The 26403-nt window shown below is 59.2% G+C and carries 14 protein-coding genes, 2 tRNA genes and 3 rRNA genes; 4 read left to right on the top strand and 15 right to left on the bottom strand.

Going from position 1 to position 26403, the window contains the following annotated elements:
- The first annotated feature begins 16 nt into the window (after nt 1-16).
- The gene (locus tag ACQY47_RS19290) at nt 17-1420 is read left to right on the top strand and encodes an amino acid permease (RefSeq protein ID WP_017137967.1); all 1404 of its coding nucleotides are present in this window, start codon (nt 17-19) and stop codon (nt 1418-1420) included.
- 177 nt (nt 1421-1597) lie between these two features.
- Here ACQY47_RS19290 and kynA read toward each other — a convergent pair whose 3' ends face one another.
- Both kynA and kynB read right to left on the bottom strand, forming a co-directional pair.
- Nucleotides 1598-2455, bottom strand: coding sequence for a tryptophan 2,3-dioxygenase (kynA, locus tag ACQY47_RS19285; RefSeq protein WP_428551073.1), 858 nt, complete (start codon nt 2453-2455; stop codon nt 1598-1600).
- Nucleotides 2452-3102 carry an arylformamidase gene (kynB, locus tag ACQY47_RS19280; protein ID WP_017137969.1) on the bottom strand — a complete coding sequence of 217 codons (651 nt, stop codon included), beginning with the start codon at nt 3100-3102 and terminating at the stop codon, nt 2452-2454. Before kynB ends, kynA begins: the two co-directional genes overlap by 4 nt.
- Before the next feature lie 374 nt (nt 3103-3476).
- Here kynB and ACQY47_RS19275 point away from each other — a divergent pair, with 374 nt between their 5' ends.
- Complete coding sequence (locus tag ACQY47_RS19275; RefSeq protein ID WP_010566207.1) at nt 3477-3821, top strand: cupin domain-containing protein; 345 nt, start codon at nt 3477-3479, stop codon at nt 3819-3821.
- A gap of 48 nt (nt 3822-3869) precedes the next feature.
- On the opposite strand, the gene mmsB is transcribed toward ACQY47_RS19275, so the two are convergent.
- Nucleotides 3870-4757 (bottom strand): 3-hydroxyisobutyrate dehydrogenase, encoded by an 888-nt coding sequence (gene mmsB / locus ACQY47_RS19270; RefSeq protein ID WP_428551068.1) that lies wholly within the window; start codon nt 4755-4757, stop codon nt 3870-3872.
- A gap of 15 nt (nt 4758-4772) precedes the next feature.
- Nucleotides 4773-6290 (bottom strand): CoA-acylating methylmalonate-semialdehyde dehydrogenase, encoded by a 1518-nt coding sequence (locus ACQY47_RS19265; protein ID WP_236458949.1) that lies wholly within the window; start codon nt 6288-6290, stop codon nt 4773-4775.
- Between the two features lie 350 nt (nt 6291-6640).
- Between ACQY47_RS19265 and ACQY47_RS19260 the strand changes: the two genes are divergently transcribed.
- Both ACQY47_RS19260 and ACQY47_RS19255 read left to right on the top strand, forming a co-directional pair.
- A complete protein-coding gene (locus tag ACQY47_RS19260; RefSeq protein ID WP_017137973.1) occupies nt 6641-7588 on the top strand; it encodes a LysR family transcriptional regulator in 948 nt (315 codons plus the stop codon).
- Between the two features lie 326 nt (nt 7589-7914).
- Nucleotides 7915-8205 carry a DUF3077 domain-containing protein gene (locus ACQY47_RS19255; protein WP_219269023.1) on the top strand — a complete coding sequence of 97 codons (291 nt, stop codon included), beginning with the start codon at nt 7915-7917 and terminating at the stop codon, nt 8203-8205.
- An 825-nt stretch (nt 8206-9030) separates the two neighbouring features.
- Here ACQY47_RS19255 and ACQY47_RS19250 read toward each other — a convergent pair.
- From ACQY47_RS19250 to ACQY47_RS19200, 11 genes are all read right to left on the bottom strand, one after another.
- Entirely contained in the window at nt 9031-9522 is a 492-nt protein-coding gene (locus tag ACQY47_RS19250) for an OmpA family protein (protein WP_428551063.1), read from the bottom strand.
- A gap of 4 nt (nt 9523-9526) precedes the next feature.
- Nucleotides 9527-10789, bottom strand: a complete 1263-nt coding sequence (locus ACQY47_RS19245; RefSeq protein ID WP_428551060.1) for a diguanylate cyclase domain-containing protein — start codon at nt 10787-10789, stop codon at nt 9527-9529.
- Entirely contained in the window at nt 10786-11352 is a 567-nt protein-coding gene (locus ACQY47_RS19240) for a YfiR family protein (protein WP_099549471.1), read from the bottom strand. Before ACQY47_RS19240 ends, ACQY47_RS19245 begins: the two co-directional genes overlap by 4 nt.
- A 142-nt stretch (nt 11353-11494) precedes the next feature.
- On the bottom strand, nt 11495-13564 hold the full coding sequence (recD, locus tag ACQY47_RS19235; protein WP_428551056.1) for an exodeoxyribonuclease V subunit alpha: 2070 nt from the start codon (nt 13562-13564) through the stop codon (nt 11495-11497).
- Nucleotides 13561-17235, bottom strand: coding sequence for an exodeoxyribonuclease V subunit beta (recB, locus tag ACQY47_RS19230; protein ID WP_428551053.1), 3675 nt, complete (start codon nt 17233-17235; stop codon nt 13561-13563). Before recB ends, recD begins: the two co-directional genes overlap by 4 nt.
- Nucleotides 17232-20684, bottom strand: coding sequence for an exodeoxyribonuclease V subunit gamma (gene recC, locus ACQY47_RS19225; RefSeq protein ID WP_428551050.1), 3453 nt, complete (start codon nt 20682-20684; stop codon nt 17232-17234). The genes recB and recC overlap by 4 nt, the downstream gene beginning before the upstream one ends.
- A 162-nt stretch (nt 20685-20846) precedes the next feature.
- Nucleotides 20847-20962: ribosomal RNA gene (gene rrf, locus ACQY47_RS19220) — 5S ribosomal RNA — on the bottom strand.
- Between the two features lie 157 nt (nt 20963-21119).
- Nucleotides 21120-24011, bottom strand: a 23S ribosomal RNA gene (locus ACQY47_RS19215).
- 237 nt (nt 24012-24248) lie between these two features.
- Nucleotides 24249-24324, bottom strand: a tRNA-Ala gene (locus ACQY47_RS19210).
- Between the two features lie 10 nt (nt 24325-24334).
- Nucleotides 24335-24411 (bottom strand) — tRNA-Ile (locus tag ACQY47_RS19205).
- A gap of 122 nt (nt 24412-24533) precedes the next feature.
- Nucleotides 24534-26070, bottom strand: a 16S ribosomal RNA gene (locus ACQY47_RS19200).
- Together the 16S, 23S and 5S rRNA genes with 2 tRNA genes alongside form the textbook arrangement of a ribosomal RNA operon.
- Nucleotides 26071-26403 lie beyond the last annotated feature (333 nt).

Genomic DNA, 26403 nt, shown 5'->3' with positions numbered 1-26403 from the left:
GTAGAAGGGAATGTTAATGGCGGATGACATGGTTAACCCGGTGGGCCTCAAGCGTGGCCTGAAGAACCGGCACATTCAGCTGATCGCCTTGGGAGGGGCGATTGGCACAGGGTTGTTCCTTGGCTCGGCCGGGGTGCTCAAGTCGGCGGGGCCGTCGATGATCCTGGGCTACGCGATTGCCGGTTTCATCGCGTTCCTGATCATGCGCCAGCTTGGCGAGATGATCGTCGAAGAGCCGGTGGCCGGTTCCTTCAGCCACTTCGCCCACAAATACTGGGGCGGCTACGCAGGCTTTCTGGCCGGCTGGAACTACTGGGTACTTTACGTGCTGGTGGGCATGGCCGAACTGACAGCCGTGGGAAAATACATCCAGTTCTGGTGGCCGGAGATTCCGACCTGGGTCAGTGCGCTGGTGTTCTTTGTCGCGGTCAACCTGATCAACACCCTCAACGTGAAGTTCTTCGGTGAGGCCGAGTTTTGGTTCGCGATCATCAAGGTGGTGGCGATTGTCGGCATGATCGTGCTCGGCTGTTACCTGCTGTTCAGCGGCACCGGTGGCCCGCAAGCCTCGGTGAGCAACCTGTGGAGCCACGGCGGGTTCTTCCCCAATGGCGGCATGGGGCTGTTGATGTCCATGGCGTTCATCATGTTCTCGTTCGGTGGCCTGGAGCTGGTGGGTATCACCGCAGCCGAGGCCAGCGAGCCGCGCAAAGTGATCCCCAAGGCGATCAACCAGGTGGTCTACCGGATTCTGATTTTCTACGTCGGCGCGCTGACCGTGCTGCTGTCGCTGTACCCGTGGGACCAACTGCTGCAAACCCTCGGCGCGTCGGGCGATGCCTACAGCGGCAGCCCGTTTGTACAGATCTTCTCGCTGATCGGTAACGACACCGCCGCGCACATTCTCAACTTCGTGGTGCTGACCGCGGCGCTGTCGGTGTACAACAGCGGCGTGTACTGCAACAGCCGCATGCTGTTCGGCCTGGCCGAGCAAGGCGATGCGCCCAAAGCGCTGATGAAACTCAACAAACAAGGCGTGCCGATTCGCGCCCTGGCCATTTCGGCGCTGGTGACGATGCTGTGCGTGGTGGTCAACTACGTCGCGCCGCACAGTGCGCTGGAACTGCTGTTTGCGCTGGTGGTTGCCTCGCTGATGATCAACTGGGCACTGATCAGCCTCACCCACATCAAGTTCCGCAAGGCCATGGGCGAGCAAGGCGTGACGCCGTCGTTCAAGACCTTCTGGTTCCCGTTCAGCAACTACCTGTGCCTGGCGTTCATGGTGATGATCATCAGCGTGATGCTGGCGATTCCGGGGATTAACAACTCGGTGTATGCGATGCCGGTTTGGGTGGGGATTATCTACATTGCCTACCGGTTGCGGATTAGAAAAAGCAACGCGGTAGTGAACGCACGGTGATCCCTGTGGGAGCCGGGCTTGCCCGCGATGGCGGTGGGTCAGTCAGTGGATGAGCTGGCTGACAGACCGCTATCGCAGGCAAGCCAGCTCCCACATGAAGCGGACGCAGAGCGTCCAAAGCGACATTCCCACGCAGAGCGTGGGAACGATCAGCCCCGGGATTCCGGGGCTTTTTGTTTAGAGCGTGGAACGCACTCGCCACAGTTCGGGGAACAGCACCGTGTCGAGCATCTTGCGCAAATAACCCACGCCTTCCGTGCCACCGGTGCCGGGCTGGAAGCCAATGATGCGCTCCACCGTGGTCACATGCCGAAAGCGCCACTGGCGGAATGAGTCTTCCAGGTCGATAAACTTCTCGGCCAACTGATACAAATCCCAATACCGACTCGGGTCGCGATACACCTCGCGCCACGCCGCCTCCACGGACTCATCGTGAACCGTGGCCGCCGTCGGGTCGCGTTCGGCGCGCTTGGGGTCAATCGCCAACCCGGCTTTAACCATCAGATTAATCGCCTCGTCGTACAGCGACGGCGTGGCAATCGCCACTTTCAACTCGTTCAACAATTCTGGCCGATGCGCGTGCGGCCGCAACAGCGCTGCGCTTTTATTGCCAAGGATAAATTCGATCTCACGGTACTGGAACGACTGGAACCCCGACGACTGCCCCAGAAACGGGCGAATCGCCTTGTACTCCGACGGCGTCATGGTCGCCAGCACGGCCCAGGCATGCACCAGTTGATCGAAGATCCGTGACACTCGCGCCAGCATCTTGAATGCCGGCGGCAACTCGCCCAGGCGCACGTGCTCGCGGGCGGCCTTGAGTTCGTGGAGCATCAGTTTCATCCACAGCTCTGAAGTCTGGTGCTGGATGATAAAGAGCATTTCGTTGTGATCGGGCGACAGCGGGTGCTGGGCGCTGAGGACTTTGCCCAGGTCCAGGTAGTCGCCGTAGCTCATGGAGTCGGAAAAATTCAGTTCGGCGTTATGCCATTCTTCCGGCGGCTGGTAATCAGGTGAAAAGGGACACTGGCTCATCGCGTGGGCTCCTTGAGCGGGCGGAGAATGGCACGGACGGGGCTGGCGTCCAGGTTGGCAAAACGCAACGGCAGCGCGATCAACTCATAGTCGCCCTCCGGTACATCATCGAGCACGATGCCTTCGAGAATCGCCATGCCATGGCGGGCCACGGCGTTGTGCGAATCCATGGTCTTGGACTGTTGCGGGTCCAGGGACGGTGTATCGATACCGATCAGACGCACGCCCAGGCTGGCGAGCAGCTCAATGGTTTGTGGTGCGATGGCGGTGAAGTTCGAGTCCCACTCGGTCAGCGGCGCTTGTGGATAAGTGCGCAGCAGCACGCGCTCAGGCAAGTTATCCACACGCCCTTGCAACTGATGCGGCTGCACCAGCGCGCCGCTGCCCAAGCAATGCAACACCCGGCACGGGCCCATGTACACATCCAGCGACACCTCACCGATCGGCGCACCGTCGGCGCTGTAATGCAGCGGCGCGTCCACATGGGCACCGGTGTGCGGCGAAAAGGTCACGCGCCCCACATTCACCGGGCACTCCGGGCCAAACTGCCACACGCGCTCTTCCTGGAACGGCGTATCGCCCGGCCAGGTCGGCGTCGCCGTGCTCAAGGGCGGGCTGATATCCCACCACGTTTTTATTGGGTTCATTGCAAGGCTCTCACTCGTTCTTGGGTGAATGATACGAGGGCCAGCCGTGCATTTTCTTGCTAATTCCTGCGCAGGCCGGGAAATCTTTCGCAGTTACTGCGAGGAAATCTCTGTTTACCGCACAAACCTATCACTCAAGAGTTCCTCCATTCCCTGTGGGAGCCGGGCTTGCCCGCGATGACGGCGGCACAGCTTGCATCTCCGGCACCTGACACTCCGCTATCGCGGGCAAGCCCGCTCCCACATGAACAGACACAGTGTCTGAGAGATCGCATTCGGCTGCGCTTCTGGGCATCCCGATGTCGAGTTCAGACCACTGACACAACGCCCAAGGCCTTAGGGTTCATCTTTCCCTTCCCTGCCTCGGAGCCATCATGTCCAAGCCCATCACCGTACTGCGTGACACCCACCCGCTACCTGTCCTGGATGCCTGCAAATGGGAAAAGCTCGAGGGCGACCCGCACACCGTCAACCTCAACGCCTACACCAGCGAAGACGGCAGCAAGATCATGGGCACCTGGATCTGCACACCAGGCAAGTGGTACGTGGAATACGTGAAGTGGGAATATTGCCACTTCCAGGAAGGCTACTGCGTGATCACACCAGAAGGCCTGGAGCCGATTCACCTGCGCGCTGGGGATATCTTTGTGGTGGAACCCGGTATGAAGGGCACGTGGGAAGTGGTCGAGACCGTGCGTAAGTATTTTGTGTTTGCCTGAGAAGCAAAAACCCGAGAGCCCGCCCGACGCGGGCTCTCGGAAACGCCCCTACTTGGGTTTGCGATAGCTGTTGATGATGGCCGAGAAGTCCTTGCCACCTTCCCCACGCTGACTCATTGATTGATACAACTGCTGGGCCACGGCGCCGAGGATTACCGGTTGCTTGGCCTGGCGTGCGGCTTCGGTGGCCAGCCCCAGGTCCTTGAGCATCAGGTCGGCGCCGAAACCACCGGTATAGCCACGGGACGACGGCGCAGTTTCAATCACGCCCGGCCATGGGTTGTAAGTGTCGGAACTCCAGCAGCGCCCGGTGGAGCTGTTGATAATCCCGGCCAGCACTTGCGTGTCGATGCCCAGCGCATCGCCCAGGGCCATGGCCTCGCTGACGCCGACCATGCTGATGCCGAGCAACAGGTTGTTGCAGATCTTGGCGATCTGGCCGGTGCCGACATCGCCACAATGCACGATATTGCGGCCCATCTGCGCCAGCACCGGTTGCAGGGTGGCGAACAGTTCCGAGGTGGCGCCGACCATGAAGGTCAGCGTCCCGGCTTGCGCGCCACCCGTGCCGCCGGAGACGGGTGCGTCGGCCACCACCACGCCTTGTTTTGCCGCCGCGGCAGACACATCGCGAATGGTTTGCGGGTCGATGGTGCTGCAATCCACCGCAGGCACGCCGTTGCCAATGCCAGCAAGCACGCCATCTTCATTCAGCCACACGCTGCGCACATGGGCAGCGGCCGGCAGCATGGTAATCACCAGCTCCGCGCCGCTGGCCGCATCACGCGGCGAGTCGCTGATGGTGCCGCCCAGTTCGGCCAACTCCTTGAGCACTGTCTGGTTCAAATCAAACAGGTTCAGCGCATGGCCAGCCTTGATCAGGTTGCGGGCCATGGGTGCGCCCATGTTGCCCAGGCCGATAAATGCAATCTTCATGGTCGTCTCCCCAAATCAGCGCAGGTTGATGGTGGTGTTGACGCCATCGTTGACCGTGTCGTCGTCGAACCAGCGGCTGGTGACGGTTTTGGTCTGGGTGTAGAACTGCACCACTTGCTTGCCGTACGGGCCGAGGTCGCCGAGCTTGGAACCGCGCGAACCGGTGAAGCTGAAGAACGGCACTGGCACTGGAATCGGGATGTTGATGCCGACCTGGCCTACATCTATTTCGCTCTGGAACTTACGCGCCGCCGCACCGCTTTGGGTGAACAGGCCGGTGCCGTTGCCGAACGGGTTGGCGTTGACCAGCGCGATGGCCTCATCCAGCGTGGCGACTTCCAGCACCACCAGCACCGGGCCGAAGATTTCCTGGGTGTAGATCTGCATGTCAGTGGTCACGCCCGAGAACAGGGTCGGGCCGACGAAGTTGCCGTGTTCGAAGCCCGGCACCTTGATGTCGCGGCCGTCCAGCTCCAGCTTGGCGCCTTCTTTCACGCCGCTTTCGATCAGTTCCAGAATGCGCGCCTTGGCGCGTTTGGAGATCACCGGGCCGACATCCGTGCCCGCTTCACTGCCAGCGTTAACCTTGAGTTTTTGCGCCAGCGCTTTCAAATCCGGCAGCCACTGCTTGGCCGCGCCCACCAGCACCACCACCGAGGTGGCCATGCAACGCTGGCCTGCCGCGCCGAAACCGGCACCGACCAGGGCATTCAAGGTGTGTTCGCGGTTGGCGTCCGGCAGCACCACGGCGTGGTTTTTGGCGCCCATCATCGACTGCACGCGCTTGCCGTGTTTGCCGGCCAGGTCGTACACGTGGGTGCCGACGGCGGTCGAACCGACGAAGGACACAGCCTTGATATCTTTATGGGTACACAGCGCATCCACCACATCCTTGCCGCCGTGCACCACGTTGAGCACGCCGGCCGGCACACCGGCTTCCAGCGCCAGCTCTACCAGCAGCATCGTCGACAGAGGGTCTTGTTCGGACGGTTTGAGCACGAAAGTGTTACCGCAGGCAATCGCCATCGGAAACATCCACAGCGGAATCATCGCCGGGAAGTTGAACGGAGTGATGCCTGCGCATACGCCGATGGGCTGGCGCAGGGTGTAGGTGTCGACGCCACCGGCGACGTTTTCAGCGAATTCGCCCATCTGCAAGGTGCCGATGGAGCACGCGTGTTCAACCACTTCCAGGCCACGGAAAATATCGCCTTCGGCGTCGGCAATGGTCTTACCCTGCTCGGCGCTCAGGACTACGGCGATGCGCTTGGAATGTTCGCGGATCAAGGCTTGCAGCTTGAGCATGATGCGCATGCGTGCGCCGATCGGCGTGAGCTTCCAGGTTTGAAAAGCTTGATGCGCGGCGTCGATGGCGGCGTTGACTTCATCGGCGGTGGCGAATGGGACTTTGGCCAGCACTTGTTGGGTGGCCGGGTTGACGATGTCTTGCCAGTGGGTGGTCTTGGACTCGACCCATTCACCGTTGATCAGCAACTTGACCTGTTGCACGGAAATATCGGCAGAAGCGTTCATGTGGTCTCCAAATCTTATATTTGTGCAGAGAACCAAGGCCAGGGGTGTGCTCTCAATAGCTGACGGTCGCGCCTGCGTCCCAGCGTAAATCCGGTTCATCCCTAACACTTTCATTTGGGACTTGGCCCTGCGGGTTGGAGCTGTGATCGCGCCAGTCTGCGTTGCGGGACTTGAAGAGGCAGAAGCATCCTCTTCGTCCCGCGCCTTGCCTGACACAATCACAGCTCCAACGCGATCCGCCATCTATTGAGAGCACACCCCTATCGCCTTGAAGAATGAGGCGTTCGGACTGTTTTTGGAGTATAGATGTGCAAATCTCTAATAAGAACGCACATAAAAGCCGGTCCAATATGCAAAAAAACATCACGTCGCTAGGCTCCCTGAACTGGGATGACCTGAAGTTTTTCCTCGAAGTGGCCCGCACCCGCAAGGCCAGCGTCGCCGCCAAGCGCCTGGCGGTGGACTACACCACCGTGTCGCGGCGCATCAGTTCGTTGGAAGTGTCGCTCGGCACATTGCTGTTCGAAAAATCCCGGACCAACGGCTTCGTGCTCACCACCGAAGGCCAGCGTTTGCTGGGGTATGCGGAGTCCATCGAAAGCACGCTGCACATGGCCTGCGAGCAGGTGTCCGGCTCTGGCGTGGCGCTGTCCGGGCATGTGCGCATGGGCTGCACCGAAGGTTTCGGCAGTTTTTTTGTCACGCCGCAGTTGAGCCATTTCGTCGATACGTATCCGGCCATTTCCGTGGACATCCTGCCCCTGCCCCACTTCATCAGCCTGTCCAAGCGCGAAGCCGACATAGTGATCGCCCTGGAACGCCCGGAACACGGGCCGTATGTGTGCTGCAAACTGTGCGACTACAAGCTGCAGCTGTACGCGACCCAAGACTACCTCGACCAACACCCGCCGATCCGCAAACCGGCGGATTTGGCCGAGCATCCGTTTATCAGCTATGTGGATGATCTGGCGTTCAGTTCGGAGCTGTTGTACCTGGCCAATGTGGTGCCCGGCGCCAGCGCGAGTTTGCGCAGTACCAGCGTGATCGCGCAGTACGTGGCGGCGCAGCAGGGCCGGTCGATGGCGATATTGCCGTGCTTTCTGGCGGCGCAGGATCCACGGTTGTTGCCGGTGCTGGGCGAGCAGATTGCGATAACGCGGCAGTTTTGGATGTATTGCCGGGAGGATTTGCGGAAGCTGAAGCGGATTACGCTGTTGTGGGATTACATCAGGGAAGTGACGGAGCAGAACGCGGGGTTGTTGATGGGGGAAACGCGGGAGATGCGGTTCGCGGATTAAAGGGCCATCAGCGACGATTCGCTTTAATTTGCAGGACGTTTCCTAGAGACTCTCTACCCTATTGCTCCTTACCGTTTGGGTCACTAGCCTCCTGACTTCGCTGCTCATCAGCGATCGGGTTTAGCGACTCGGATTAGTTGGGATGTGATGCCAAAGTATTGCCAGGCTTCTTGCCTGTCTTTACCGTTTTATGGCGGCTGTACGCGGGAGACCTTCGGGTCTGCCGGGTTCCCAAATTTACCGGTTCGCTAACCCGTGTACAGCTGCCACCTCTTCATGTTTAGCGACATGCCGTGGTGACCCCTACTGCAAATTTGGGAAACATCATGTCAAAAATCGTCCCCGATCCACCGCTGTCCTCCATCACCACCCTCGGCGTCGTCACCTTCGGCGATTACGGCGAAAACCAAAAACCGCTGTTCCGCGTCAATGCCGGCATGCCCATCGAGCAAGCCCTTGAACACGCCTCCACCCTGCTGTTCTACTCCAAGAAACTCGCCATGGAAGCCGCCATGGATGTACGCGGCGAACAATACGCCTGGGCCGCGCACTACCTGTGTGAGATGGGCAAAGCCGTGGTGGATGACCTGACGCAAGCAATGACGCCGAGCAGCTAAGCGAACACGCCAGCAAGCACACTGCAAAACAAAATGTGGGAGCGGGCTTGCTCGCGAAAGCGGAGGGTCAGTGAGTAAATCATTGTCTGAACCACCGCCATCGCGGGCAAGCCCGCTCCCACACTTGAACTACGGCGGGCACAGGATTCAGGTCTGGCACAAATAAGTGTGGGAGCTGGCTTGCCTGCGATGGCGGTGGGTCAGGCAGCTTAGCTGCTGCTGATACACCGCATTCGCGAGCAAGCCCGCTCCCACACTTGAACTGCGGTGGGCACAGGATTCAGGTCTGGCACAAACAAGTGTGGGAGCTGGCTTGCCTGCGATGGCGGTGGGTCAGGCAGGTTATCTGCTGCTGATACACCGCATTCGCGAGCAAGCCCGCTCCCACATCTGGACTGTGGTGGGCACAGGATTCAGGTCTGGCACAAATAAGTGTGGGAGCTGGCTTGCCTGCGATGGCGGTGGGTCAGGCAGCTTAGCTGCTGCTGATACACCGCATTCGCGAGCAAGCCCGCTCCCACACTTGAACTGCGGTGGGCACAGGATTCAGGTCTGGCACAAATAAGTGTGGGAGCTGGCTTGCCTGCGATGGCGGTGGGTCAGGCAGCTTATCTACTGCTGATACACCGCATTCGCGAGCAAGCCCGCTCCCACAGTTGAAGGGTGGTGGGCACAGGATTCAGGTCTGGCACAAATAAGTGTGGGAGCTGGCTTGCCTGCGATGGCGGTGGGTCAGGCAGCTTATCTACTGCTGATACACCGCCATCGCAGGCAAGCCAGCTCCCACAGTTGACCGCATTGCCACTTTGGAACTGAGTGTGGTGCTTAGTCGGCAATCACTACGATCGACACGCGCCGGTTCTCGGTGCGGCCTGCCACGGTGGTGTTTGACGCCACTGGTTCGCTGCTGCCCAGGCCGCGTAGTTGGACGTTTTCTTCTTTCATGCCCACGCTGGTCAGCACCTTGCCCACGCTTTTGGCGCGGCGCAGGGATAACTGCTGGTTGTAGGTTTCTTTGCCCGAGGCGTCGGTGTGGCCGTCGACGCGCACGCGGTCGATACCGGCGCCCGTCAGGGCTTTGCCGATGCGTTCGACGATGTCGGTGCTGGCTTTGTTGAGGCTTTCGACGTCGCTGCCGAACAGCACTTTGCCGGATAACCCGAAGGCCCAGCCTTCGTCGGTGAGTTCAAAGCCTTGTTGTTTGAGGACCGCGACTTGCGCCGGGGTCAGGCCTTTGGGCGGCGGCGTCTGGCAGCCGCCGAGGGCCAGGAAGGCCACCAGTAAAGTGATAAACAGAACACGCGTTTTCGAGAACAAGGGATCAACTCCTGTGTTGAACGTTGGCAGCGGTAGGCTCCGCCTCCGCCGTTTGCTGGCCGCCCTGGGACAGCCGCTTGGCTTGGTACATGGCCGCGTCGGCGGCATTAAGCAGGGTGCCGGGAGTGGCGCCATGATCGGGGTAGATGGCGATGCCGATACTGAGGGAGGTCAGCACCTGGGTATTGCCGGGCAACGGGATTGGTTTGTCCATGCTGGCAATGATCTTGTCGGCAATGCGCTGGGCATCCTCGGCCTTGTGCAGCGGCGCCAGCAGGATCGCGAATTCATCACCGCCCAGGCGCGCCACCAGGTCATCCTCACGCAGCTGCGCACGCACGCGTTCGGCGACGGCGACCAGCACGGCATCGCCGGCGGCGTGGCCAAAGTTGTCGTTGATGTCTTTGAAGCGGTCGCTGTCGAGGAACAACACCGCCACTTTCTCATTGATCTTGGCGGCGCTGCGCAGCGCGCGAATCAGGCGGCCTTCAAAGAAAGCGCGGTTGGGCAAGCCGGTGAGGCTGTCGTGGCTGGCCTGGTGCGCGAGGGTTTCATTTTCACTTTGCAGGTGGCTTTGCCAGGCTTCCATCTCACCGAGCAAGGCGTTGAAGTCGCTGCCGAGGCTGTCGAGTTCGGCGATCTGCGCCGGTGGCACGCGGCGGTCGAAATCGCGCTCGCTGCGGGCGGCGTGGGCCACGGCGGCAAGGCTTTGCAGCGGTTGGGTGATGCCCTGCAACAGACGCCGCGCCAGGTACAACGCGACCCAGGCGCTGAGCGCGGTACAAATCAGAATCCCGGCCAGGCCGCTGAGCAAAAAGCGCAACAGGCTGCCACCGTGGCCGACCAAGTGAATGCTGCCGACGGGTTGGCCCTGGTGCAGGACCGGCTGGCTGATGGGCTGTTCGAGCAGGGTGTGCGCCACCGCCAGCTCGACCTTGGAGAGCATGCCGGTATCCGGCCGTACCCATTGCGCCAGCAACTTGCCGTTGGCGTCGAAGACTTCGGCCTGGGCCACTTCTTCAGTCGATGCAATCAGGCTCAGCGCTTCGGTGGCGGCGGCACTGTCATCGAACACCACCGCAGCTTCCACGGTGTAGTTGATGGAGCGCGCGATCAGGTGCAGGTTGTGTTCGGCATACACCCGCAGCGCCAGCACGCCGAGCAGGGTCAGCGACACACTGGCCAGGGTCACGGCCACCAGTGCCAGGATCAAATGCCCACGGCCAATGACCGAACGCAAGGTCGGCCGCGCTTTAGCGGTTCTCATGGCGCTGGCGCTCGACGTCGGGACAGTTGCAACACACTGGGGTGGATGCGCACGCCGCTACGGGCGACGGAATCCAGGTTGACCTCGAACGACACTTGCTCATCGCCCACGCGCAGGCAGAACAGGCTGCCCACGGTGCATTGGTCGCCGCCTTCGCTGATGCTGAGCACCGGGTGGCCGATCAATGAGGTGAACAGGCGGCTGCGTTCATCGGCGGTGAGTTTGCCGATGTAAATGGCGTCGCAGGCACTGACGATATCGGGATTATCGGCCAGCAGGCGCTGCACCACCACCGGGCGGCCAGTGGCCTGGGTGGTGCCTTTGACAAGGTCGTCGGTGTATTGGGTGGGGCCGACGATGCACAAGCGCAGTTGTGCAGGCTCCACCGGCCAACGGGCATAACTGAGGATGCCGAGTACCACTTGGGTGACCGCCTGGGCGCGGTGATCCGCCAGGCTGGGCGTCTGCGCAAATACACGCGGGGCGAGCAGGCATAGCACCGCCACCAGTAACATGCGTCTCCAGCTCAAACTGCGCTCTGTGGGCGAGACAGCCACGTTCATGCAGCAATTCTCTCAAATATTTTACAGGGTGATGCCGCAACGATAGCACAGCGGCGGAAAACCCCACGAACTGGGGGTTTATCAAAGCCCGCTATATTTTCAGAAAAATCAGACAACTAAACCAGAAATATTTAATGACCCATCAGTCAGTTTTATCGAGGGCGGCATCCAACTCCAGCATCAACCCGCTCAGGCGTTTGACCTTGCGCCGCACCGCTTCTTCAAACACCCCGCCTCGCGGTTCGATCAAACTGAACCAGCGTTTGGCGCGGGTGATGCCGGTGTAGATCAGCTCTTTGGTCAGCACCGGGTTCAGCGCATCGGGCAGGATCAGCGCCGTGTGAGTGAATTCGGAGCCCTGGGATTTGTGCACGGTCATGGCGTACACGGTTTCCACATCATTCAGACGGCTGGGCAGTACAAAACGCACCCCACCCTGGCCATCGTTGCGTGGGAAAGCCACACGTAACACCTGTGGGCCACCGTCGCTTTCGGGCAGTTTGAGGGCGATGCCGATGTCGCCGTTCATCAGGCCCAGGCCGTAGTCGTTGCGCGTCATCAATACCGGGCGGCCTTCGTACCATTGGTCATCGCCTTCGATCAGCCGCACTTTGCGCAAGGCGGCGGTGATGCGCTGGTTTAAACCTTCCACGCCCCATGGGCCTTTGCGCACGGCGCAGAGCAGCTGGAAGGCGTCGAAGGCTTGCAATAGTTGTTGCGCCCAGTGGGTCCAGGCGGCGTCTTCGCGCGGTGTGTCGAGGGCCGGGCGCGCGCTGTGCAGCAGGTTGAGGTAATAGCGATAACCCTGGGCGTCGTCGCCCTGCCCGTCCAGCACCAGGCGCTCAAGGGCGTGATCGTGTTCGCCCTTGAGGCTGAGGCAGAACAGGTCGTTGTGGCTGCGCGCGCCAAGCAATTTGCGCGCCTCTTCGGCATTTTGCTGGTTAACCCAACGCGCCAGTTGGCCGATGCCACTGCCTTCGCCGAAGCGTCGCGAATAGCGCAGCATGACCACTTGCTGGGCGAGCGGATGACTGCCATCGAGGTCTTCCAGCAGGCCACTGGCGCTGAGGTCTTCGCCGCTGACCGCTTGCAGCCATTGGCGCGTGTCGGGGCTGTACCAGCCGGCTTCGGCATCACGGCATAAGTCGCCGAGCACCGCGCCGGCTTCGACCGAAGCGAGTTGGTCTTTGTCCCCGAGCAATACCAGGCGTGCGTGGGGCGGCAACGCGTCCAGCAGGTTGGCCATCATTTCCAGGTCGATCATCGAGGCTTCGTCCACCACCAGCACATCCAATGGCAACGGGTTGCCGAGGTGATGCCGAAAATGTCGCGTGCCGGGGCGGCTGCCAAGCAGGCGGTGAACCGTGGTGACCTGGGTGGGGATTTTTTCCCGCACGCTGTCCGGCACATTCAGCGAGAGTACTTGCTGGCTGATGGATTCGGTGAGGCGTGCAGCGGCTTTGCCGGTGGGCGCGGCGAGGCGGATGCGCAATGGGCTGTTGGCCTCTACCGCCGGGGCCTGCAGCAGCGCGAGCAAGCGCACTACAGTGGTGGTCTTGCCGGTGCCGGGGCCGCCGGTAACGATGCTGAAGGCACCGCGTGTGGCCAGGGCGCAGGCAAGTTTTTGCCAGTCGATCACGCCGTCCGGCGGCGCTTGATCGAACAAGGTGTTCAGGCGTTGCGGCAAATCAGTGGCGACGGTTTCCAGGGTGGCCAGGCGCAGGCGCAACGCCGTGTCGATGCGCCGTTCGTAGGTCCAGTAGCGGCGCAAATACAGGCGTTTGCCGGACAGCACCAGCGGGCGGCTCTGGGCCGATTCAGTGCCATCAACAGCCAGCGCGACCAAGTGACTGGCGGCCAGCGCCTGGCACCAGTGGGCGCCATCAAGGCCGTCGAGCAATTGCGAGGGCAGCAACATGGCGCCGGTTTGCAGGTCGCCTTCGGGTGGCAATGACAGGGCAAAGTCTGGCGCTTTAAGGGTTTCGAACAAGTCCAGGCAGACGTGGCCATGGCCCAATTGGTGGCTGGTCAATGCGGCGGCCAGCAATACCAGCGGGTCGGCCTGCGGGTCGAGTTCGTGGAGGAAACCGACGAAGGCTTTGTCCAATGCGCGCAGCCAGCCACGCTCAACCCAGCGTTCCAACAACTGCAACAGGTCGGCGGCGCGACTGAGTGGCATCAACTCCTCAAGCGGTAAGGGCGACAGGCTCATAGCAGCACTCCTTGTTCCCAGGCGGGCTCAACCTTGGGCGGTATGGGTTTGCCCTGGAACAGCAGGTCCAAGCCTTCGATCAGCTCCCGTGGCGGCCGGGTGAAATACGCGCCCTGGCTGGTGGCCTGGGTGCCCCGCAGGAACAGGTACAGCGCGCCGCCGACATGGCGGTCGTAGTCGTAGTCCGGCAGGCGTGCCTTCAGCTGGCGGTGCAGGGCCAGCAGGTAAAGTACGTATTGCAGGTCGTACCGATGCTCGAGGATCGACTGTTCCATGGCGTCCTGCGTGTAGGCCGAATCGTCAGGGCCGAGCCAGTTGGATTTGTAGTCGGCCACGTAATAACGGCCGTCGTGTTCGAACGTCAGGTCGATAAAACCCTTGAACATACCGTTGAGCAGCACCGGTTCGGCAGCAACTCGGGACACGCCGTTGTGGGTGTGCTGGCACACCAGCTTGTCGAGGGCCAGCACGTCGACTTTGTGGCTGGCGAACCAGAACTCCATTTCGATCTGGTAGTGCTGCAGGCTGCTGAGGGCGACTAGATCGTTATCTACCGGCAGCGGCGTTTGCAGCAAATGGCCGAGCCAGCCGCTGAGGGTGACGATCCAGCCTTCCCAGTTGCGCCGATTACAGCGGGCGCCCACGGCTTTTTCGATGGCCTCGGGCGTCACGTTGAAGCCTTCCTCGCCCGCCCATTCCAACAGACCATGGAGAAAGGTGCCGGGGTTAGGGCCACGTGGGAAACGGTGAATGTCGCCGCCAGACGCTGCCACTTCACGCGGTGCGTCGGGGTCGAGGCGTTCGTCGTCGAACAGCTTCTGGGCTTGTGGGCTTTCTGGTGCTTCTAGATTAGCGGCGCTCATGCTGTCGCCAATTCTTAGCGCACTGTAAGAAGCGATCCACCAGTTTTCAGCGGCTTTGCGCGTGGGCAGTAGCGGTGCCAGCAAGGTAGCCTCGTTACGCGGCGGGTGGAACAGGCTGTCTTGCGCGTCGGGCACGTGGGTGTAGTGGATGGCAGCGCAGCCCTCCTGCAAGTCCAGCAGCCAGCGCGCCAGACCAGCGGATTCGCCCAACGAGGCACCGCCACCAAGCAGATAACCCAGCGCGGACAGGTGCAAGACCGAGCTGCTGTTATTGCCACGTTTGAGGTCGGCAATGCCCAACCAGCACGCGTGTTTGGCACGCGTGAGGGCGACGTAGAACAACCGCAGGTCTTCGGCCAGGCGCTCGTCGTCGGCTTGGGCAATCAGCTCGGCGGTCGGCCGCAGGCTGACTTGGGATTTGCCCTGTTCGTCGTGGTAATGCAGCGGCAAGCGGCTGCCATCCACCGGTTTGGCCGAGCAGATAAAGGGCAGGAAAACCAGGTCGTATTCCAGGCCTTTGGATTTGTGGATGGTCACTACCTTGACCAGTTGCTCGTCGCTTTCCAGGCGCAGGATCTGTTCTTCACCGGCCTGCCCCGACAACGCCAGGTGTTCGGCCAGGTGGCGTATCAATGCCTGCTCGCCGTCCAGCTCTGATGCGGCCTGTTGCAGCAATTCGCTCAGGTGCAACAGGTTGGTCAATACGCGCTCGCCGTCACTACGGGCGATCAGGGTTTGCGGCAGTTTGAAATCATGCAGCAGGCGCCGCAGCATCGGCAACACGCCTTGGGTACGCCAGATCGCGCGATAACCACGGAACTGCATCACGCGGGTTTCCCACGCCAGTTCGTCCTGGTTCAGACGCTCCAGTTCCGCCAGTGACAGGTTCAACGTGACGCAGGCCAGGGCGGCGCGCAGTGGGCGCTCGACGTCCGGCTCGGCGCAGGCCTTGAGCCAGGCCAGCAGGTCGTGGGCTTCCTGGGCGGCGAACACCGAATCCTTGTCAGACAGATAAACGCTGCGCACGCCACGGGCGGCCAGTTCGGCGCGCACGGCTTGGGCTTCCTTGCCGTCGCGCACCAGGATGGCGATGTCTGACGGGAGTACGCCTTTTAAGCTGCCATCCGGTTGTAGGAAACCCGCGCGGCCCTGCTGCCCGCCATTGAGCAACTCAACAATTTGCGCAGCGCAGGCCGCCGCGAGTTGTTGGCGATAGACCGCGTTGGAAATCGGCTGATCGGTGGGCAGGTGCCAGAGGTTCATCGCCGGCAAGGTTTGGCCATCGACCTGCAACTGCTCTTTGCGGCCTTGGGACAACACCGAGTGGAACGGCACCGGGTTGTCGCCATTTGGCTCACGGAACAGGAACGCGCCACGGCCGGTCTCGGCACGCTGGAACACATGGTTGACCGCCTCGACCATCGCGTGGCTGGAACGGAAGTTGGTGCCCAGGGTGTGATGGCGGCCAGTGGTGGACTGGCGGGCGCGCAGGTAGGTGTAGATGTCGGCGCCACGGAAGGCGTAGATGGCCTGTTTGGGGTCGCCGATCAGGAACAGGCCACTGTCTAGGTGGTTTTCTTCGATGCGGTAGATGCTGTCGAAGATGCTGTATTGCACCGGGTCGGTGTCCTGGAATTCGTCGATAAGGGCGACCGGGAATTGCTCGCGGATCACATTGGCCAAGCGCTCGCCGCCGTCGGCTTGCAGGGCGGCGTTGAGGCGGATGAGCATGTCGTCGAAGCCCATTTCGGCGCGGCGGCGTTTTTCTTCTTCGAAGCGTTTACCGACCCAACCGGCGGCGTGTTGCAACACGGCGGCATCGGGGGTTGGCAGCGCGTCGAGGCTGGCCTTGAGGCTGGCCATGGCGTCGATGCCGGGGTGGCGCGGCGGCTCGCCCTTCCAGGCTTCGGCCATGCCATCGGGCGTAAGGCGAGTGAAGCCGGTGCCGATGTCGAGTTGTTCGAGGGTTTCGTCAGCGGCCCAGGCGCTGATCTTTTCGAACCAGGGTTCGAAGTAACGCGCCTGCATCTTGCGGCCGTCGACGGCTTTGGCGGCGACGGCTTGCAGGCAGATATCGCGCAGCTCGATGGCCCATTGTTGCCAGGGCGCCTTGAGCGCGACCAGCGCTTGGCGGCGCTCTTGCAAGCAAGCGTTGATCAATTCGGCCGGCTCACGGGTTTCATCGGTGGGCCGCTCGCTGCCGAACAGCGCACGCACGCGTGGCATCAGCGCGGCGGGGCCGCTCCAGTTTTTGCGCACCCAGTTGAGCGCATCGTCGTGCATTGGGTAGCAGAACAGCCGCCAGTAATCGCGCAGCACTTCGCCGAGCAGGTCGCTGTGGTCGGTTTCCAGGGTTTGGGTGAACAGGCTGCCGCTGTCGAACGCGTGTTCGCGCAGCATGCGCTGGCACCAACTGTGGATGGTCGAAACCGCAGCTTCGTCCATCCATTGGGCGGCGATGTCCAGGCGGTTGGCACAGGCAGGCCATTGCTCGGGCAGGTATTGGTCACGCAGGTCGGCGATCAGGGCGTCCGGTTGCTCAATTTCGTCGCGGAAGAACCGCGCGGCTTCGGCGAGGCGGATGCGGATGCGTTCGCGCAGCTCTTTGGTGGCGGCGTCGGTGAAGGTCACCACCAGGATTTGCGGTGGCAGCAGTTCACGACCAAAGCCGGATTCGTCGCCACCGTGACCAAGCACCAGGCGCAGGTACAGGGCGGAAATGGTGAAGGTCTTGCCAGTGCCGGCGCTGGCTTCAATCAGCTGGCTGCCTTTGAGTGGGAAGGCCAGGGCCAAAGGTTTACTGATCATGCGCTGGCCTCCTCGCTGCTGAGTGATCGCCATGGGGCGTTGATCAAGGGCCGATACAGGGTTTCGGCCCAACCTTCGAATTCTTCGCTGGCGATGAGCGTGGCGTAATCCGGGAATTGGCGGGTGAGCGCCGGGGTTTCGCGGCGTTCGCCGTCGGTGGTCAGGCCGTCACCTTCGTAGGCTTTGCTGGCTGCCGCCTGGGCCTTGTCGGGGTCGGTTTGGCCGAGCCAGGCGAAGGCGGTTTTCACGGCGACGGGCAGTGGTTTGCGCATGCCGGTGTGCCAGGCCAGTAAAAGGTTGCCGAGTAGTTCCTGGGCGACGGTTTTTTCCAGCGGGGCCAGCAGCAGGGTGTCGTCACTGGCGACCAGCCCGGTACTGAGTGGCAAGCCGCAGGCGCAGGCCACCACATGATTGACCCACGGGCGGATCAGTCGATGCCACTTGCGGGTCTTGATCGAGCCAATGCTGTTGGGGATGGTGGTGACGCTTAACAATCCGCCATCACTGCGCCGATGCAGACCACTGATCCAGCCTTCGAGTTCGATGCCTTGATGCTCAAAACTGATCGGTTCGGCGGCGGTTTGTGGCGTGGGCCAGAGCGCCAGTAGGTGTTGATAACGCTGCAATAGATCAGGCAATGGCTCGACCAATTCATTGCGCAGGCATTCGCCGAAACCGACCATGGGCAGCAGGCCACTGCCTTGCAGGCGCAGGGCTTGGGCATTCAGGGCCTGGTCTATGTGATCGGGCTGGGCCAAGGCGGCATTGAGCAGGCTGTCGCTGAGGCTGTAGCGTTGCAAGGCATCGAGAACGAAAGGTTCTTCATCGGCCAGCGGGACTTCGGCGGCCTCGAAGAACACTTTCAGACGCTGGCTGAAGAAGTGTTTGACGGGGTTGCGCACAAAGTCCTGCAACTGGCCGAGGCTCAAGGGCTCTTCCTGATGGTGCTCTGCCAAGTGTTCTTCTGTAACCGTGGCCACGGGTGCTTGATGGAGCAATTGCCATTCGCGGGCGTAGCTGAACAGCGCATCACCTTCGTGGAAATAGCGGGCGCTGAAGGGTTGGAGTGGATGCTCCTGGGTCATGGCTTCCAGCAACGGTTCTTGTGTGTCTGCGTTATGCCAGCCGCTGGCGAGGTGGTCACGCAGCTGGCCGATCAATACCGAGGCCGGGCGATCACTGTTGTCGCGGATGCTGCGGCCTACCCAGCTGATATAGAGCTGATCGCGGGCGGACAGCAGCGCTTCGAGCAGCAGGTAACGATCGTCTTCGCGGCGTGAACGGTCGCCGGGGCGGTAGTCGCTGCCCATCAGGTCGAAGTCCAACGGCGGCTGGGCTCGCGGGTAGTCGCCGTCGTTCATGCCGAGCAGGCAGACCAGTTTGAACGGGATGGCGCGCATGGGCATCAGGGTGCAAAAATTGACAGCCCCAGCAAGGAAGCGCTGGGACAGGCGGCCTTGGTCGAGGCCGGCGAGCCAGGCTTCGCGGACGACGGTAAGGGGTAACTCGTCCTGCAGGCCGACGGACTCGCAGGTTTCCAGCCAGTCTTCTCGCAGCTGTTCGAGTTGGCCGAGTAGATAGTCGTCGTGCTCGCTGCTGGGCAGGAAGAACAGCTGCATCAGGCGTTGCAGGCGCTCGCCCCATTCTGGGGGGCTTGCCGGTTGTGACAAGGCTTGATGAGCGTGGTTTAGCGCATCGAGCAAGGCGACCAGTGGGCCGATCAGCGCGGCGTCGAGGCCGCCGATTTCATCGTAGGGCTCAATGCCATCACAGGCGATTCCGGTGCCTACGGCATAACCCAGCAGCATGCGACGCAGGCCGAATCGCCAGCTGTTTTGCTCAAGCTCCTGGGGCAGGCCGAGGCCGGCGCGCTGTTCGGCGTTAAGGCCCCAGCGGATGCCGGCGCCTTCGATCCAGCGGTGCAGCGTGGGCAGGTCGCGCTCCTTGATGGAAAAACGTTCGCGCAGAGCGGGGACGTCGAGCAGGTCGAGGATTTCGCTGACGGGGAAGCGGCTGTCCGGGAGTTTTAGCAGGTGCTCGACGGCGATCAGCAGTGGATCGCGGCCGCGTTGGCCTTGGTCAGTGAGTGTGAACGGGATGAAGCGTGGGTCGTTTCGCTCAAGCTGGCCGAAGACGGCGCGGATGTGCGGCGCATAGCTGTCGACGTCGGGGACCATGACGATGATGTCACGCGGGCGCAGTGTGGGGTCGGCGCTGAAGCGTTGGAGCAATTGGTCATGGAGGATTTCCACTTCGCGTTGGGCGCTGTGGGCGACGTGGAAGCGGATGGAGCTGTCGTGATTTAGATCGACGCCCGGCCACAGTTCGCGGGTTTCATTGAGTGGGCGCAGTTCGAGGATGTCGTCCTGCAATTGGTTGAGCAACGTGGTGGGGTCGTTGTCGCTGAACAGGTCGATGCGGCCATCACGGAAAGCAGCGCGGTAGCTGTTGGGGTCGTCGTAGCTGTCCAGCAGGCTAATGTAGTCGCGGCCCTGTTTGCCCCAAGCGGCCAACAATGGGTGCGCATGCTGGTGCAAGGTTTGCGGGTCGATGGTGACTGGCATGCCGGCTTTGCGCGCCTGGCGTTTGTACTCGTTACGCAGCAGGTCTTTGTCGGCGACGATGTCGGACCAGTGGTGGCGGCAAGGGTTGTGTACGCACAGCAGGACTTGGCTGAAGCGTGCCAGGCCGGCGAGTGCTTCCAGCGCTTGGGCGGGCAAGGATGAAATGCCGAAAACGATGACTCGGGACGGCAGCCCCTGAGGGGCTTTTTCGAGGGTGTTGATCCGCTCGATAAAACGCTGGTGAACACCGGCACGGCTTTCGGCCATGCCCTCTTCGCCAACGTCCAATAGCAGTGCACGCCATAGTTCGGCCTGCCAACAATTTGCCGGGTTCAGGGGCTTTGCTTCGCCTCGGCCATTGCGCAGTTGATGGCGACCGGCGGCCCAATCTTCCAGCCAGTCGGCGCGGTAGACCTGGTATTGGTCGAACAAGTCGGCCAGGCGTTCGGCCAGTTGATAGCGTTTGCGCAGGTCGGTGTCGTCGGTGAGAAAGCGCTGCAGGGGCTCGAAGTGCGGTTGATCGATGAGCTCCGGGAGCAAGCGCATCAGGCGCCAGGTCAGCGGGGCCTTATCGAGCAGGGATTTGGGCGGGATTTCATCCTTCCCCAAGACCATGCGATAGAGCTGCCACATGAAGCTACCGGGGAGTTGCACATCGATAGCCGCGGCGATGCCACAGCCGCCCATATCATCTTCTTCCGGATCTTCTGCCAAGGCCAACTTGAGCCATTGGGCAATGCCGTTGCTTTGGACCAGAGCAATTTCGTTTTCCAGAGGAGCCAGGGGATAACGGCGCATCCAGCTGACTACCAGACTGCGCAGTTCGTCCAGGCGGTTGCCGTGAACCACCATGAATCCAGCGCTGAGGGACGTCGCATCCGGCATAACGGCTTCCTTGGGAAAAGCAAAATCGAGGCATGGACTTTAGCATTGAAGGCGGTGGCAGGCTGCAACAGGGAAACGCTTGATACATTGCGTGCCCACACTTTTCGACCGCCCAAAACAAAACCCCTGATCGCGTTAGCAATCAGGGGTTTCGGAATTTAATCTTGACGATGACCTACTCTCACATGGGGAAACCCCACACTACCATCGGCGATGCATCGTTTCACTACTGAGTTCGGGATGGGATCAGGTGGTTCCAATGCTCTATGGTCGTCAAGAAATTCGGGTACTGAGTCGTAGCCAGATGGCTTCGCTTCAGCAAATTGGGTATGTGACAGCTTTCGGTGTTTTGTGAGCGTCGAACTTTCGGTTCATCTCGTCTTCACACACCGCAATCTGATGCTCTTTCGAGTAGTCAAATTGCTTGGGTGTTATATGGTCAAGCCTCACGGGCAATTAGTATTGGTTAGCTCAACGCCTCACAGCGCTTACACACCCAACCTATCAACGTCGTAGTCTTCGACGGCCCTTCAGGGGACTCAAGGTCCCAGTGAGATCTCATCTTGAGGCTAGTTTCCCGCTTAGATGCTTTCAGCGGTTATCTATTCCGAACATAGCTACCCGGCAATGCCACTGGCGTGACAACCGGAACACCAGAGGTTCGTCCACTCCGGTCCTCTCGTACTAGGAGCAGCCCCTCTCAAATCTCAAACGTCCACGGCAGATAGGGACCGAACTGTCTCACGACGTTCTAAACCCAGCTCGCGTACCACTTTAAATGGCGAACAGCCATACCCTTGGGACCGGCTTCAGCCCCAGGATGTGATGAGCCGACATCGAGGTGCCAAACACCGCCGTCGATATGAACTCTTGGGCGGTATCAGCCTGTTATCCCCGGAGTACCTTTTATCCGTTGAGCGATGGCCCTTCCATACAGAACCACCGGATCACTAAGACCTACTTTCGTACCTGCTCGACGTGTCTGTCTCGCAGTCAAGCGCGCTTTTGCCTTTATACTCTACGACCGATTTCCGACCGGTCTGAGCGCACCTTCGTACTCCTCCGTTACTCTTTAGGAGGAGACCGCCCCAGTCAAACTACCCACCATACACTGTCCTCGATCCGGATAACGGACCTGAGTTAGAACCTCAAAGTTGCCAGGGTGGTATTTCAAGGTTGGCTCCACGCAGACTGGCGTCCACGCTTCAAAGCCTCCCACCTATCCTACACAAGCAAATTCAAAGTCCAGTGCAAAGCTATAGTAAAGGTTCACGGGGTCTTTCCGTCTAGCCGCGGATACACTGCATCTTCACAGCGATTTCAATTTCACTGAGTCTCGGGTGGAGACAGCGCCGCCATCGTTACGCCATTCGTGCAGGTCGGAACTTACCCGACAAGGAATTTCGCTACCTTAGGACCGTTATAGTTACGGCCGCCGTTTACCGGGGCTTCGATCAAGAGCTTCGCGTTAGCTAACCCCATCAATTAACCTTCCGGCACCGGGCAGGCGTCACACCCTATACGTCCACTTTCGTGTTTGCAGAGTGCTGTGTTTTTAATAAACAGTCGCAGCGGCCTGGTATCTTCGACCGGCATGAGCTTACGGAGCAAGTCCTTCACCCTCACCGGCGCACCTTCTCCCGAAGTTACGGTGCCATTTTGCCTAGTTCCTTCACCCGAGTTCTCTCAAGCGCCTTGGTATTCTCTACCCAACCACCTGTGTCGGTTTGGGGTACGGTTCCTGGTTACCTGAAGCTTAGAAGCTTTTCTTGGAAGCATGGCATCAACCACTTCGTTAACTAAAAGTTAACTCGTCATCAGCTCTCGGCCTTAGAATCCCGGATTTACCTAAGATTCCAGCCTACCACCTTAAACTTGGACAACCAACGCCAAGCTGGCCTAGCCTTCTCCGTCCCTCCATCGCAATAACCAGAAGTACAGGAATATTAACCTGTTTTCCATCGACTACGCTTTTCAGCCTCGCCTTAGGGACCGACTAACCCTGCGTCGATTAACGTTGCGCAGGAAACCTTGGTCTTTCGGCGTGGGTGTTTTTCACACCCATTGTCGTTACTCATGTCAGCATTCGCACTTCTGATACCTCCAGCAAGCTTCTCAACTCACCTTCACAGGCTTACAGAACGCTCCTCTACCGCATCACTTACGTGATACCCGTAGCTTCGGTGTATGGTTTGAGCCCCGTTACATCTTCCGCGCAGGCCGACTCGACTAGTGAGCTATTACGCTTTCTTTAAAGGGTGGCTGCTTCTAAGCCAACCTCCTAGCTGTCTAAGCCTTCCCACATCGTTTCCCACTTAACCATAACTTTGGGACCTTAGCTGACGGTCTGGGTTGTTTCCCTTTTCACGACGGACGTTAGCACCCGCCGTGTGTCTCCCATGCTCGGCACTTGTAGGTATTCGGAGTTTGCATCGGTTTGGTAAGTCGGGATGACCCCCTAGCCGAAACAGTGCTCTACCCCCTACAGTGATACATGAGGCGCTACCTAAATAGCTTTCGAGGAGAACCAGCTATCTCCGAGCTTGATTAGCCTTTCACTCCGATCCACAGGTCATCCGCTAACTTTTCAACGGTAGTCGGTTCGGTCCTCCAGTTAGTGTTACCCAACCTTCAACCTGCCCATGGATAGATCGCCCGGTTTCGGGTCTATTCCCAGCGACTAGACGCCCTATTAAGACTCGCTTTCGCTACGCCTCCCCTATTCGGTTAAGCTCGCCACTGAAAATAAGTCGCTGACCCATTATACAAAAGGTACGCAGTCACCCAACAAAGTGGGCTCCCACTGCTTGTACGCATACGGTTTCAGGATCTATTTCACTCCCCTCTCCGGGGTTCTTTTCGCCTTTCCCTCACGGTACTAGTTCACTATCGGTCAGTCAGTAGTATTTAGCCTTGGAGGATGGTCCCCCCATATTCAGACAAAGTTTCTCGTGCTCCGTCCTACTCGATTTCATGACTAAGAGATTTTCGCGTACAGGGCTATCACCCACTATGGCCGCACTTTCCAGAGCGTTCCGCTAATCTCAAAGCCACTTAAGGGCTAGTCCCCGTTCGCTCGCCACTACTAAGGGAATCTCGGTTGATTTCTTTTCCTCAGGGTACTTAGATGTTTCAGTTCCCCTGGTTCGCCTCTTACGCCTATGTATTCAGCGTAAGATAACCATCTTATGATGGCTGGGTTCCCCCATTCAGACATCTCCGGATCAAAGTCTGTTTGCCGACTCCCCGAAGCTTTTCGCAGGCTACCACGTCTTTCATCGCCTCTGACTGCCAAGGCATCCACCGTATGCGCTTCTTCACTTGACCATATAACCCCAAGCAATCTGGTTATACTGTGAAGACAACATTCGCCGAAAATTCGAATTTCTCAACTAAGAGAACTCACAAATTTTACCTTAGCCTGATCCGTTACCAGTGAAAGTAACGTTCAGTCTATCTTTCTATCACATACCCAAATTTTTAAAGAACGATCTAATCAAAGACTAGAAATCAATATTCACTTCAGAATATTCATTTCTAAACTCTAACAGCAGAAGCAGTTAATGGTGGAGCCAAACGGGATCGAACCGTTGACCTCCTGCGTGCAAGGCAGGCGCTCTCCCAGCTGAGCTATGGCCCCATAACAAAATTGGTGGGTCTGGGCAGATTCGAACTGCCGACCTCACCCTTATCAGGGGTGCGCTCTAACCAACTGAGCTACAGACCCAATTTCGAGCGTCACTGATTAGCTAAGAGCTATCAGCTTGGAGCTTAAAGCTGCTTCTATCGTCTTCTTCAATGAATCAAGCAATTCGTGTGGGAACTTATGGAGCAGCTGATGTCGTCGATTAAGGAGGTGATCCAGCCGCAGGTTCCCCTACGGCTACCTTGTTACGACTTCACCCCAGTCATGAATCACACCGTGGTAACCGTCCTCCCGAAGGTTAGACTAGCTACTTCTGGTGCAACCCACTCCCATGGTGTGACGGGCGGTGTGTACAAGGCCCGGGAACGTATTCACCGCGACATTCTGATTCGCGATTACTAGCGATTCCGACTTCACGCAGTCGAGTTGCAGACTGCGATCCGGACTACGATCGGTTTTGTGGGATTAGCTCCACCTCGCGGCTTGGCAACCCTCTGTACCGACCATTGTAGCACGTGTGTAGCCCAGGCCGTAAGGGCCATGATGACTTGACGTCATCCCCACCTTCCTCCGGTTTGTCACCGGCAGTCTCCTTAGAGTGCCCACCATTACGTGCTGGTAACTAAGGACAAGGGTTGCGCTCGTTACGGGACTTAACCCAACATCTCACGACACGAGCTGACGACAGCCATGCAGCACCTGTCTCAATGTTCCCGAAGGCACCAATCTATCTCTAGAAAGTTCATTGGATGTCAAGGCCTGGTAAGGTTCTTCGCGTTGCTTCGAATTAAACCACATGCTCCACCGCTTGTGCGGGCCCCCGTCAATTCATTTGAGTTTTAACCTTGCGGCCGTACTCCCCAGGCGGTCAACTTAATGCGTTAGCTGCGCCACTAAAAGCTCAAGGCTTCCAACGGCTAGTTGACATCGTTTACGGCGTGGACTACCAGGGTATCTAATCCTGTTTGCTCCCCACGCTTTCGCACCTCAGTGTCAGTATTAGTCCAGGTGGTCGCCTTCGCCACTGGTGTTCCTTCCTATATCTACGCATTTCACCGCTACACAGGAAATTCCACCACCCTCTACCATACTCTAGTCAGTCAGTTTTGAATGCAGTTCCCAGGTTGAGCCCGGGGATTTCACATCCAACTTAACAAACCACCTACGCGCGCTTTACGCCCAGTAATTCCGATTAACGCTTGCACCCTCTGTATTACCGCGGCTGCTGGCACAGAGTTAGCCGGTGCTTATTCTGTCGGTAACGTCAAAACAGCAAAGTATTAATTTACTGCCCTTCCTCCCAACTTAAAGTGCTTTACAATCCGAAGACCTTCTTCACACACGCGGCATGGCTGGATCAGGCTTTCGCCCATTGTCCAATATTCCCCACTGCTGCCTCCCGTAGGAGTCTGGACCGTGCCTCAGTTCCAGTGTGACTGATCATCCTCTCAGACCAGTTACGGATCGTCGCCTTGGTGAGCCATTACCTCACCAACTAGCTAATCCGACCTAGGCTCATCTGATAGCGCAAGGCCCGAAGGTCCCCTGCTTTCTCCCGTAGGACGTATGCGGTATTAGCGTCCGTTTCCGAACGTTATCCCCCACTACCAGGCAGATTCCTAGGCATTACTCACCCGTCCGCCGCTCTCAAGAGAAGCAAGCTTCTCTCTACCGCTCGACTTGCATGTGTTAGGCCTGCCGCCAGCGTTCAATCTGAGCCATGATCAAACTCTTCAGTTCAAACATCTTTGGGTTTTTAAGAAACCCTAAACTTGGCTCAGCAATCGTTGGTTACATCTTTGATTTCTCGCGGAGTAACTTGTGATGCTGATAATCTTGTTGACTATCAGTCTGACTCCACAAGCACCCACACGAATTGCTTGATTCAGTTGTTAAAGAGCGGTTGGTTAAGATCTTTCGTCTCAACCGAGGCGCGCATTCTACAGCAGCCTCATTTGCTGTCAAGTGATTATTTTCAGAAGCTTTCGAAGAATTCTTCAACAACTTCAACCACTTGCGCTTACGATCTCTCGTTAGCGGGAGGCGAATTCTACAGCGTTACACGCTGCTGTC

This window comes from Pseudomonas edaphica, assembly GCF_965277385.1.
GTDB lineage: Bacteria > Pseudomonadota > Gammaproteobacteria > Pseudomonadales > Pseudomonadaceae > Aquipseudomonas > Aquipseudomonas edaphica.
Note: the sequence above shows the minus strand (reverse complement) of the source record. Positions and strands in the feature narration are given on the sequence as shown.